The sequence below is a fragment of the Rhizobium sp. R339 genome (genome assembly GCF_002211395.1).
In the GTDB taxonomy this organism is placed as follows: domain Bacteria; phylum Pseudomonadota; class Alphaproteobacteria; order Rhizobiales; family Rhizobiaceae; genus Rhizobium.
Map to the genome: position 1 here is coordinate 14,600 of NZ_LOKV01000024.1, position 11,615 is coordinate 26,214.

The window sequence follows — 11,615 nt, forward strand, 5'->3', positions numbered from 1 at the left end:
ACCTGGAGAAATCGGGAGTGCTTTAGAGTCAGATGTGCCGGCCGATGTCGTCGTCGCCGACGCCCGGTTCCTCGATCGTCAGCGTCCCGTATTTCCGGCGCCATTTGCGCGCGCCGAAGGGAAGCGATACGAGGTAGGCGGCAACGGTGAAGACCATCACCTCCCAGGTGTAGCTCATCAGCAGGGCCACATAGAGCACGACGCCGAGCATCATCGGCAGCACCAGATCGCGCCGCAGCCGGTTGCCTTCCGATTTCCCGGACCAGACCGGCAGCCGGCTGATCAGCAGGAAGGCGATGCACACGGTATAGATCGACGAGATATAGGCGAAGGTGCGGTCGGTCGCGAGGCCGAGGAAGCCGAGATAGACCGGCAGCAGCACGAGCATAGCGCCGGCAGGCGCCGGTACGCCGACAAAATATTCCGACTGCCAGGTCGCCTTGTTTTCGCGTTCGGCCATGACATTGAAGCGGGCAAGCCGAAGCCCGGCGGCGATTGCATAGATCAGCGCGGCGATCCAGCCGAGCGAGCGGGCTTGGTCGAGCGCGAAGACATAGACGACGAGCGCGGGCGCGACCCCGAAATTGACGATATCGGCAAGCGAATCCATCTGCGCGCCGAACTTGGAGGTCGCCTTCATCAGCCGCGCCACGCGCCCATCGATACCATCGAGGAAGGCGGCGAGCAGCACCATGGCGACGGCGAGCTCGTAACGGTTTTCGAAAGCGAGCCGGATGCCGGTCAATCCGGCACAGATCGCCAGGATGGTGATGAGGTTCGGAAAGACCAGCCGAAACGGGATTTCGCGCAGACGCGGACCGCGTGCAGAATCATCGGGTCCGTTGGGTTCGAAAGGCGGAAAGGGCGTTTCCATATCGCGTTCCAATCTTCCTAGCTGCGGCGGCTGATGATGGGGCCCTTGGCGGAGGCGAATTCGGCGATGACGGTTTCCCCCGCAATCGCGGTCTGGCCGAGCGACACGCGCGGCGCAGCGCCTGCGGGTAGGAAGACGTCGAGCCGCGAGCCGAAACGGATCAGCCCGAAGCGCTCGCCGGCATCCACCGGCTCGTTGGGGTTCGCCCAGCAGAGGATCCGTCGGGCGACGAGGCCGGCGATCTGAACGACGCCGATCTGGCCGTGAGCCGTTTCGATCACCAGTCCGTTGCGTTCATTGTCCTCGCTCGCCTTGTCGAGTTCGGCGTTGACGAAGCTGCCGGAGCGGTAGTTGATGCTGACGATCCGCCCGCGCATCGGCGCCCGGTTCACGTGGCAATTGAAAACGTTCATGAAGACCGAGATGCGCAGCATCGGCTCGGAGCCGAGGTTCAGCTCGGCCGGCGGCGTCACCATTTGGATTGCCGAGACCTTGCCGTCGGCCGGAGAGATTACCAGATCGTCGTCCTGGGGCGTCAAGCGCTCGGGGTCACGGAAGAAATAAGCGCACCACAGCGTGAAGATCATGCCGATCCAGAAGAGCGGCTTGAAGATCCAGCCGAGCACCAGCGAGGCGACGAAGAAGGCTGCGACGAAGGGATACCCCTCCTTATGCACGGGGACGATCGTGTTGCGAACCGTGTCGAACAGGCTCATGGTTGCCGGTCTCCTTGCGTTGTCGTTTTTTGCTGGTTAGCGAAAAACCGCCTTCTCGGCAATGCTGCGGGCTCAACCCCGGCTCGCATGCCAGGGTTCTGAACAACAAAAGCCGGCGGCGGCATTCGGGTTCCCGATTAGTTTGCCGGGGCAAGCCGCGTGACGACGCCCATGTCGTCGCTTTCGCGCACCTGCTTCAGATGTTCCTCGGCCTGCGTCGCCTCGCGCTGGCGGTTCCACATCGAGGCATAGAGGCCGTTCTTTTCGAGGAGGACCGCATGCGTTCCGCGTTCGGCGATCTCGCCGTTTTTGAGCACGATGATCTCGTCGGCGCCGATGACGGTCGAAAGCCGGTGGGCGATGACCAGTGTCGTCCGATTTTTCGAAACGACATCGAGCGCCGTCTGGATTTCGCGTTCCGTCGTCGTGTCGAGCGCCGAGGTCGCTTCGTCGAGGATCAGGATCGGCGGCGCCTTCAGGATGGTGCGGGCGATCGCCACCCGCTGCTTCTCGCCGCCCGAAAGTTTGAGTCCGCGCTCGCCGACCTTGGTCTCGAAACCCTCCGGCAGCATTTCGATGAAATGGGCGATCTGCGCCACCTCGGCCGCCGCATAGACTTCGCCGTCGCTGGCTGACGTGCGGCCGTAGCGGATATTGTAGGCGACCGTGTCGTTGAAGAGCACCGTATCCTGCGGCACCATGCCGATCACCGAGCGCAAGCTCTTCTGCGTCACGGAGCGAATATCCTGGCCGTCGACGGTGATCGTGCCGCTCTGGATATCATAAAAACGGTAAAGCAGGCGCGACAGCGTCGATTTGCCGGCGCCCGACGGGCCGACGACGGCGACCGTCTTGCCGGCCGGCACCTCGAAGGAAATGCCTTTCAGGATGGGGCGTGCCGGATCATAGGCGAAATGCACGTCCTTGAAGGAGATCGCGCCCTGACCGATGCGAAGCTCGGCCGCATCGGGCGCGTCGACGACCTCGGCTTCCACTTCCAGAAGCTCGAACATCTGCTCGATGTCGGTCAGCCCCTGGCGGATTTCGCGATAGACGAAGCCGATGAAATTGAGCGGTGCGGCAAGCTGCAGCAGCATCGAATTGACGAAGACGAAATCGCCGACCGTCTGCTCGCCGCGCTGCACCGCCAGCGCCGACAGCACCAGCATGATCGTGGTGCCGATGCCGAAGATGACGCCCTGGCCGAAGTTCAACCAGCCGAGCGAGGTCCAGACGTCGGTCGCCGCCTTCTCGTAGCGCTCCATCGACTTGTCGAAGCGTTTCGCCTCCATCTCCTCATTGCCGAAATATTTGACGGTCTCGAAATTGAGGAGGGAGTCGATCGCCTTGGTGTTGGCGTCGGTATCGCTATCGTTCATCGACCGGCGGATGGCGATGCGCCAGTCGGATGCGCGGATCGTGAACCAGATATAGGCCCAGACCGTAAAGGCGGTGACGGCGAGATAGGAGAAGCCGTAGCCCCACCAGAAGATCGCCGCCGTCAGCAGGAATTCGATGACTGTTGGCACCGAATTGAGGATCGTGAAGCGCACGATCGTCTCGATGCCCTTGGTGCCGCGCTCGATGATGCGCGAGAGCCCGCCGGTCTTGCGCTCCAGATGAAAGCGCAGCGACAGCTCGTGCATGTGCACGAAGGTTCTGTACGCAAGTTGGCGCACCGCATGCTGCCCGACACTGGCAAACAGCGCGTCGCGCAACTGGTTGAGGCCAAGCTGGATCAGCCGGGTGACGTTATAGGCGATGACAAGCGCGATGGCGCCGGCAAGCAGCGGCGGCACGGTGCCGGCGAGATCCATCCTGCCGTTCAGCGCATCGGTCGACCATTTGAAGAAATAGGGGACGAGCAGCAGGACGAACTTGGAGATCAGCAGGTAGACCGAAGCCCAGACGACGCGCATCTTCAGATCGGCCCGGCCGGCCGGCCACATATAGGGCCAGAGGTTGAGAAGCGTCCTGAGGAGATGGGATTCCGAGACTGTTTTGCCGTTTGCCATGCCTGTCTCCAGTCCGGATGGGACTTGCCGCGATGGCGGCGCTTCGATGCCCGGCAAAGCCCGGACCGTGGGACATATCTGAAAGCGTTCCCGTGACCCGGAGCCGCCATCGCCAGATAGGGTGCCGGCCGGACGAATGCAACGAGGCGGGGTTCTGGAAAAGGTAAGCCGGGCGGTTACCCGCCCGGCTCGTCCAGATGGTTTTTGCTGGCCTTAGAGGTGCTCGCGGGAAAGGCGTTTGCGGTGCAGCTCTTCGGCGTTCGGCAGGGCGTCCTTCGGCAGGCCGAAGATCTGGCCGGGGCGGATGCGATCGGGATTGATGATCTTGTCCTCGTTGGCCATGTAGATCGTCGTGTAACGCACGCCCAGCCCATAGGTGCGGCGCGAGATCTGCCAGAGCGTATCGCCGCGGCGGATGATGACCGCGGCATTGTTTGCCGTCAGCGGCGCCTGCTCGATCGTCTTCGGCTCGTTGCTCGCTGCATCGTTGGAGGCGGGTGCAGCCGGTGCGGCCGGCGCGGACGCAGCGTTGAGTTCTGCAATCAGCGCGCCGAGCCGGTCGATAGACGCCCCGACCGATTTCGCATCCTTCGGCAGGCCCTGAAGCAGGGTCAGCGCCGTGGAGGCCGTCTGCGAGGCGGCGCCGGATGCCCGCTTGAACGTGTCGGGCGCGTCCGCTTCGGGGCGGAAATCCACCACCGAGCGCAGGGCAAATTCCGTTGCCGAGCGGGCGGCCGCAAGCTGCTCGGCGCCAGGCTGCTTGCCATCGGCAAACAGGCCCTTCAGCAGGCCGAAGGCCTTGCCGGCCTCGGCCTTGCGCTTGCCGAGCTCGCCCTCGTCGAGGGGGACGAGCGAAGAGGCGCCGTTCGCATCGACCGGAGCCGATTGCGCTGCGACCCTGACCTGATCGCCCGCCGGGCGGTTGAAAGTCACGGCGGCGCGCACGATCACCTTGCCGGCGGGATCGACGACATCGACGCGGATCTTGTGGTCGCCGACCGAGAGTGCCGCCACGCCGTCAATGACGAAATGGCCGTCGGAGCCGGCCGTATCCTGGCCGATGAGGCTGTCGTCGGCATAGCCGAGGACCTTGGCATTGGCGCGCGTCGTGCCGGCGATGAAGATCTTGTTGCCCTCGATCTCGACGGCATTGACCATCACATCAGGCACGGCCGCCTTGTCGGGTTCCGCCGCGCCTGGCGCGGCGGGCGCGCTATTGGCGCTGCCGGGGGAGGCGTCGGGCAGGCCCGGCGTCTGCAGCGCCAGCTCGCCTGTTGGAGCGGGGGTCGCAGCGGGCGCCTCAGAGGAAGCCGCAGTGCCCGCAGCCGGTGCATTGGAGGCATCGGCAACCTCGGTTCCAGCTTTCGGCGCGGTGATGATGCGGCTCGCCGCACCGGGTTTGGAAACCATGGCAAGCAGGTTGGCGCCGTTGCCGTCCTTCGGCACGGAAATGGTCGCGACCTCTTCGGAAAGCGTGCTTTTGCCATCCTTGCCGGTTGCCTTCAGCACCAGCTGGTGATCGCCCGCCGTAAGCGGGTTATCCAGGACGGCGGCAAAATCGCCGCTCCCATCGACATCGGCCGTCGTCACCACCTTTTCGCCGTCGAGCACCTCGAGCTTGCTGTTCGGTTCGGCCGAGCCAGCAATGACGGTCGAGCCGTCGGGCTCGACGCGCAGGACGTCGAAGGCCGGAAGCTTCGGGCCGGTATTCTGCGCCGCCGTATTGGCCGCAGGCTCGGGCGCACCGGTCAGCGCCGCCTCGGCCTTGGCGATGGCGGCAAGCGCATCGGCGGCATTCTCCGGAAGCGCCTGAACGATGGCGAGCGCCTTCGCGCCGCCGTCCTTGGCCTTGGCGGCCACGGTCTGCGTCGCGGGATCGGCGCCGTCGGGAGCCGCAAAATTGGCAAGTGCGGTCAGCGCGTTGACGGCCTTGGTCTTGGCGGCGGTGAAGACATCGACGGCCGGCCCCTTGCCGTCGGCAAACAGTGTCCTAAGTTCGCTAAGCGAAGTGCCGGCGTCGGCGGAAAGGCGGCCCACCTGTTCGGCGACGGCAGCCGAATCGGCCACGGAGGAACGGGAAGTCTTTGCCGCCTCGTTAACCGTGTTCTTGAGGTCCGTGCTCGCCTGGTTGATTGTGTCGCCGATCTTGGTTGCATCGCCGCCGATGCGCGGCATGACGAAAAACACCATCAGTAAGATTGCGATTACGAGCACTGCAAGGGCCAGCAAGCCGGCACGGTTTTTCATCATTATGTCTCCCAAGGCGGCAATTTGCCGTAGTACCTAAAATTGCTAGCGATTCCCGTTGCTTTTCACAAGCATTCAAAGCAATTAGGCAAGCTAGGCACGCTGCTTTTCAGTCAATTTTCTTGACTGCATTGAAATGGAATAGTTGTTTCGCCTCTATGACCGAGCAATCTGTATCGATTCGATCCATCTGCGTTTACTGCGGCTCCAGGCCGGGACGCGATCCCTCACACATGGCGGCCGGGCGTGCTCTCGGAAGAGAGATCGCCGAATACGGCCTGCGCCTCGTCTATGGCGGAGGCACCAAAGGCATCATGGGCGCGGTTGCAAGCGGCGTGCTTTCAGGCGGCGGTCAGGTCACCGGCATTATTCCGGAGTTCCTGATCGATATGGAAGCGACGCGCCACTCGCTCGGTCAGCTCAACGAACTCATTGTAACCCCTGACATGCATGCGCGCAAACATACGATGTTCGAGCGCTCGGACGCCTTCGTCGCGCTGCCGGGCGGCATCGGCACGCTGGAAGAGATCGTCGAGATCATGACCTGGGCGCAGCTCGGGCGTCACGAGAAGCCGATGGTCTTTGCCAATATCAACGGCTTCTGGGATCCGATGATGGAACTGCTGCGCCACATGACCGGGGAAGGCTTCCTGCACACGGCCCACCGGGTGCAGCCGCTGATCGTCGACGATGTCTCCGGCATCATTCCGGCGATCATGGCCCAGGCGGCCCAGCTCGCCGCCGATCGCGACGGCGAGGACGAGGTGATCTCGAAGATGTAGGTGGGCAAGAGCCCCGGATTGCCCAGCCTTGTGGCCGGCATATTCAGCTGTAGGCCGAAACAAGCCGGGTCACCTGAGATCGCATCCATTGATTGGCGGGATCATTGTCACTTGCCGCCGACCAGACCATCGATATCGGGCTCACCGTTAAATCAAGGGGAACCTCGGCGGTCGCCAAGCCGAAAAGGCCGGCATACCGCTTCACGATCCTGGTCGGCAGGGTCGCGATCAGGGGCGCTTCCAGGACGGCGGTAAGCACGGTCAGGAATTCCGGCGCTGCTACCGACACGTCCAGTCGCACGTTGATCCGCTTCAACGCGTCATCGATGCAGCCTTCGATGGCGTCCTTCTGGGAAACGAGTGCATGCCTCAGCCCGACATAGCTGTCCCGGTCCAAAGTTTCGGGAAGATCGAGAAGCTCAGGATTGTAGCAACACATTAGCGATTGCTCGAACAGCAGGGTCCGCCGGTGTCTGTTGTTGCCGTCATCGTAGCAACCGACGCCGAGGTCGATGACATTGTCGTCCAGAAGCTTGTGGACCAGCTCCGGGTCGACCGCTCGCGCAAGCACTTTAATACCGGGGGCTGTCTCGTTCAACATAGCGGCGAGGCGCGGCACGAGCAGCACCTCAAGCTCGCTGGAAAAGCCGATGCGGAATATCTGCTCGGCCTGATCGGGCTCGAAGACTGCCGGCGTTACGATCGCCTGCTGCGTGCGGCTGAGTATCTGCTCTACGGCTTCGGCGAAACGCAGCGCCCGATGAGTCGGCTGCATGACCTGGCCGACACGCACAAACAGCTCATCTTGCAGCAATGTCCGGAGAGTGCCGAGATTGTGGCTCATAGCGGGTTGCTGGATTTTCAGGCGAACAGCAGCTTTCGTCACGCTCCGCTCCTTCATGAGCGCATCGAACGCGACCAGCAGATTGAGGTCGAAAGACCACAAATTGAAATGATCAATGGAGACAATTTCATTCATCGATTTGATCGTTGCATGAATCCTTCTTACTGTCCATAGCCATCAGACAGCGCTGTCCCGGTTCCAGTTCAACTCGAAAGGAATTCCATGAGCGATCTTGGAAAGGAATATCGTATTGCCGGCGTGACAGTGAGAAAGGTGCAGGAGCAGTACCTTCACGACGTTCCGCCCTCATTCCTCTACCCGACTGCCGGATCTGAGGAGATCAAGGCGGTCGAGCCGCGGCTTTCCGCCGTCGATATGGAAGAGGGCCGCGATGCCCTTGTAGTGAGCATTCATAGCTGGCTTGTCATCACGCCCGACCACGTCATCCTCATCGACACGGGCTCGGGGAACGACAAGGAGAGACCGCGCAATTCCGGCTTCCATCGTCAGACCATTCCGTTTCTCGATAGGCTGCGTCAAGCGGGTGTCGAGCCCGAAGATGTCGACTTCGTCATCAATACCCATCTCCACGTCGATCATTCCGGCTGGAATACCGTGCTTCAGCACGGACGATGGATCCCGACTTTCAAAAACGCCCGCTACGTCTTCCCACGCGCCGAGCAGGAATATTACGCGTCGACGGCGAGTCACAACGACGTCAACATTCCCAGCCTCGGCGTCTATGAAGACAGTGTAAGGCCGGTGATCGAGGCGGGGCTTGCCGATTTCATCGACAGCGCAGGCGGTCCTTTCCTCGATCGATTCATCTTCTTGCCGACGCCTGGGCACAGCATCGGCCATATGTCCGTTATGCTGGAGGCGGACAATGAAGCGGCAATCTTCGCCGGCGATGTCATGCACCATCCGATCCAGGTGGAACGGCCCGACCTCAACACGGTCTTCTGCGAATTCCTGGATCAGGCTGCCCAGTCCAGACAACGCGTCCTCGAACTCGCAGCTGATAATCGCGCCATGTACTTCTCCACGCATTTCCCCGGTTCGTCTGCTGGTTATGTCACCCGCGACGGCGAAAAATTCAGATGGTCCTATGTCTAACAACGAGCTCGCATCGTCAGCTTTTGACGCCAGTCAGATCGTATTCGACGAGCATTACGTCGACAGCGGAACCGGGGGCATCAAGCTCTATCTGCGCAATAAGCGAAGGAAGGACCACAAAGTCTTTCTTGCGGAGAAAACAATCGTGATGGTGCATGGAGCGACCTTCTCGTCCGGAAGTCTTTACGACGTTCCCTTCAATGGAATGTCCTTCATCGACTTCCTCGCGCATCATGGGTTCGACGTCTTTGCCGTCGATGTCCGGGGCTACGGAAAATCGACCCGTCCACCGGAAATGCAGGCGCAGCCCGATCTCAACCCGCCCCTTGTTTCCACCGACACGGGCGTCACCGACTTCGCAACGGCTGTCGAGTTCGTGCTTCGACTTCGGGGCCTGAAGGCTGTCAACGTGTTCGCAATGTCGTGGGGCGGTACCGTAGCCGGCGCATATGCTGCTCGCAACGCCGACAAGGTCGTCAAGCTCGCGCTGCTGGCGCCACAATGGCTGAGTGACGTTCCCATTCCCATCGACCAGGGCGGTTCCCTCGGCTCCTACAGGCTTGTTCCCGTCAAAGCGGCCCTGGCGCGTTGGCTGGGCACCGCACCTGAATACGCGCGTGAACGTCTTGTGCCCGAGGGTTGGTTCGATCTCTGGTCGGAATTGACCCTCTCGGAGGAGACGTCGCAAGACGATAGGGAGCAAGGCAAACTTCGCGCCACCAACGGGCCGATCCAAGACATCCGCACCTACTGGAGAGCTGGAACCCCATATTATCAACCGAGCGAGATTCGCGCGCCGGTGCTGCTGTTGCACGGCGAATGGGACATCGACGTTCCGCTTGATCTGGCGCGGGCCTATTTCGAGCAGCTGACCGGCGCCTCCTACAGGCGATGGGTGGAAATCGGGGAGGCGACACATCTGGCCCTGATGGAGAGCCACCGCATGCAGGCCTATGCCGAGGTCGTCCGCTTCTTCGATGAAGCTTTCAAACCGGAATAGAGTCTGAACGACCAGGCTCCGGCATCGAATCCGGAGCCTGCTTCCTCCATCAAGCCGGCCGTGCGTTCACCCGGCCATCGAGCCATTCGTTTCCATGACAATTCTGATAACCGCCATCCTGGATGCCGGGCGAAGTGCCGTCGACATCGCGATATTCACCTTTCTGCCTCTCATGATCGTGACATTTTCGCTGATGCGCTACCTCGAGAGCGTGAGCGCGTTGCGATCAATCGCCGGCAAGGTAAACCCGCTGTTCAGACCTTTCGGTCTGGACGGTTTTGGGGTTTTGGCAATCATCCAGCTCAGCCTCGTGAGTTCGGCTGCCCCGGTCGCTGCCCTGACGCTGATGGCGCATAAAAGAACGTCGGAGAAATTTATGGCCGCGGCCTTTGCCGCGGTGCTTGCGGCGGCGCCGGCGAATGCCAGTTTTCCGCTCGCAAGCCTCGGTGTCGATCCCGGCTCGATCATAATGAACGGCATTTGCGGGGCGCTCGCTGCGTCCACTCTCGCCGGTTGGATCGTCGGCCGCCGTTCCTTGCCTGGAAAGATCTGTTCCTGCGACAGGGCGGATGACCACGACGTCGTCAGGCGCGATCTGCTGGCCGCGATCAATCGCGGCGGCGCAGATGCCATTGGCGTCATTGCTGCGATCCTGCCGGTGCTCGTGATCTCACTTGCCCTGGTAAGGCTGACCCAAAATACAGGCGCACTTTCGGCTTTCACGTCCGTTGCGCAGCCATTGCTTCAGCTGCTCGGCGCCTCGCAGCAGGATGTGCTGTTCTTCCTCACAAAGTGCCTGGCAGGATCGAGCGCAACGGTCACGCTGTTACTCGACGCCCACAAGGAACTGAGTCTTACGCCAGAGAAAATCATTCACGGATCCGCATTTCTGCTAAACCCTCTTGACCTTCCTGGCCTCTCCATTCTTATCGCTTCGGTGCCGGCGCTCCGCTCGGTAGCAGGCGTCGCAGTCTTCAGCGCACTGGCCGGAATCCTGGTCCGCACAGCTCTGCTGTCCTGGCTTTGAGCCAAGTCGGTCGGGTCGAGACGAGCGCAACGGCTACATCCTTCCGCGGCTCCCTTTGAGCATCGACCAGCTGTAGAAGAACAGCCCCGCCCAGATCAGCGGGAAGGCGATCATGCGCGCCGTGCCGAGCGGCTCTTCAAAGGCGAACACGGCGATCAGGAAGATCATCGTCGGCGCGATATATTGCATGATGCCGATCGTCGAGAGCTTCAGGAGCTTGGCGCCGTTCGCATAGATCATCAGCGGCACGGCGGTCACGACGCCGCAGCCGAGCAGCAGGGCTGTGTCGGCAAGACCGGTGCGGTAAAAATGCCCCAGGCCGCTGCTGAATTCGAGATAGAGTATATAGAGTAGGGCCGGCCCGCTGAGGATCAGCACCTCGAGGAAGAACCCCTGGTTCGGCCCGAGTGGCAGTGTCTTGCGCAGCAAAGCATAAAAACCCCAGCTGACAGCCAGCGTCAGCGCCACCCATGGAATGCCGCCGCTATCGAAGGCGAGAATGGCGACGGCGAGCCCCGCAAGCGCAATTGCCGCGATCTGCAGCGGCTGCAGCTTCTCCTTGAGGAGCACCGCGCCGAGGAAGATGCTGAACAGCGGATTGATGAAATAGCCAAGTGCTGCATCGAGCGAATGGCCGGCGCCGATCGCCCAGACATAGGTGCCCCAGTTGACGGTGATCAGCGACGCCGTCAACGCCGCCATGGCCAGCATGCGCGGCGAGCGCAGTGCTGCGCTGATATCGGCGGTGCGCCCGAGCAGGATCAGCACGATGCCTGCCAGCGGCAGCGACCAGATGATGCGATGCGCGATCACCTCGGACGGCGGAATATGCGCTACCGCCTTCATGTAAAACGGCAGGAAGCCCCAGAGCAGATAGGCCGTCAGCGCGAAGGCAAAACCGCGTGGACTATCTTCGTTCTTGATCAGCGGAACGGATGCGTCGGTGGACATCGGGTGTTTCCATCTTTGTTCTTCTTCTGATCCGGCCTAGCTT

The 11,615-nt window shown here is 61.6% G+C and carries 10 protein-coding genes; 4 read left to right on the forward strand and 6 right to left on the reverse strand.

The window, feature by feature from the left end; translation table 11 throughout:
• Positions 1 to 28 precede the first annotated feature (28 nt).
• From pssA to ATY76_RS22845, 4 genes are all read right to left on the reverse strand, one after another.
• Positions 29 to 874 carry a CDP-diacylglycerol--serine O-phosphatidyltransferase gene (pssA, locus tag ATY76_RS22830; RefSeq protein ID WP_088677002.1) on the reverse strand — a complete coding sequence of 282 codons (846 nt, stop codon included), beginning with the start codon at positions 872 to 874 and terminating at the stop codon, positions 29 to 31.
• Positions 875 to 891: 17 nt separating this feature from the next.
• The gene (locus tag ATY76_RS22835) at positions 892 to 1,590 is read right to left on the reverse strand and encodes a phosphatidylserine decarboxylase (protein ID WP_088677003.1); all 699 of its coding nucleotides are present in this window, start codon (positions 1,588 to 1,590) and stop codon (positions 892 to 894) included.
• 137 nt (positions 1,591 to 1,727) lie between these two features.
• Positions 1,728 to 3,605 carry an ABC transporter ATP-binding protein/permease gene (locus ATY76_RS22840; RefSeq protein WP_088677004.1) on the reverse strand — a complete coding sequence of 626 codons (1,878 nt, stop codon included), beginning with the start codon at positions 3,603 to 3,605 and terminating at the stop codon, positions 1,728 to 1,730.
• Positions 3,606 to 3,818: 213 nt separating this feature from the next.
• A complete protein-coding gene (locus tag ATY76_RS22845) occupies positions 3,819 to 5,855 on the reverse strand; it encodes a LysM peptidoglycan-binding domain-containing protein (protein WP_088677005.1) in 2,037 nt (678 codons plus the stop codon).
• Positions 5,856 to 6,010: 155 nt separating this feature from the next.
• Between ATY76_RS22845 and ATY76_RS22850 the strand changes: the two genes are divergently transcribed.
• Positions 6,011 to 6,634, forward strand: a complete 624-nt coding sequence (locus ATY76_RS22850; protein WP_088677006.1) for a TIGR00730 family Rossman fold protein — start codon at positions 6,011 to 6,013, stop codon at positions 6,632 to 6,634.
• Between the two features lie 43 nt (positions 6,635 to 6,677).
• On the opposite strand, the gene ATY76_RS22855 is transcribed toward ATY76_RS22850, so the two are convergent.
• On the reverse strand, positions 6,678 to 7,613 hold the full coding sequence (locus tag ATY76_RS22855) for a LysR family transcriptional regulator (protein WP_004675117.1): 936 nt from the start codon (positions 7,611 to 7,613) through the stop codon (positions 6,678 to 6,680).
• 87 nt (positions 7,614 to 7,700) lie between these two features.
• Between ATY76_RS22855 and ATY76_RS22860 the strand changes: the two genes are divergently transcribed.
• The 3 genes from ATY76_RS22860 (at position 7,701) to ATY76_RS22870 (ending at position 10,621) form a co-directional block, all read left to right on the forward strand.
• Entirely contained in the window at positions 7,701 to 8,594 is an 894-nt protein-coding gene (locus ATY76_RS22860; RefSeq protein ID WP_088677007.1) for an MBL fold metallo-hydrolase, read from the forward strand.
• Positions 8,587 to 9,594, forward strand: coding sequence for an alpha/beta hydrolase (locus ATY76_RS22865; RefSeq protein WP_088677008.1), 1,008 nt, complete (start codon positions 8,587 to 8,589; stop codon positions 9,592 to 9,594). The genes ATY76_RS22860 and ATY76_RS22865 overlap by 8 nt, the downstream gene beginning before the upstream one ends.
• A 94-nt stretch (positions 9,595 to 9,688) precedes the next feature.
• A complete protein-coding gene (locus ATY76_RS22870; RefSeq protein ID WP_037115856.1) occupies positions 9,689 to 10,621 on the forward strand; it encodes a hypothetical protein in 933 nt (310 codons plus the stop codon).
• 33 nt (positions 10,622 to 10,654) lie between these two features.
• Here ATY76_RS22870 and rarD read toward each other — a convergent pair whose 3' ends face one another.
• Positions 10,655 to 11,572 carry an EamA family transporter RarD gene (gene rarD, locus ATY76_RS22875; RefSeq protein ID WP_088677009.1) on the reverse strand — a complete coding sequence of 306 codons (918 nt, stop codon included), beginning with the start codon at positions 11,570 to 11,572 and terminating at the stop codon, positions 10,655 to 10,657.
• Positions 11,573 to 11,615 lie beyond the last annotated feature (43 nt).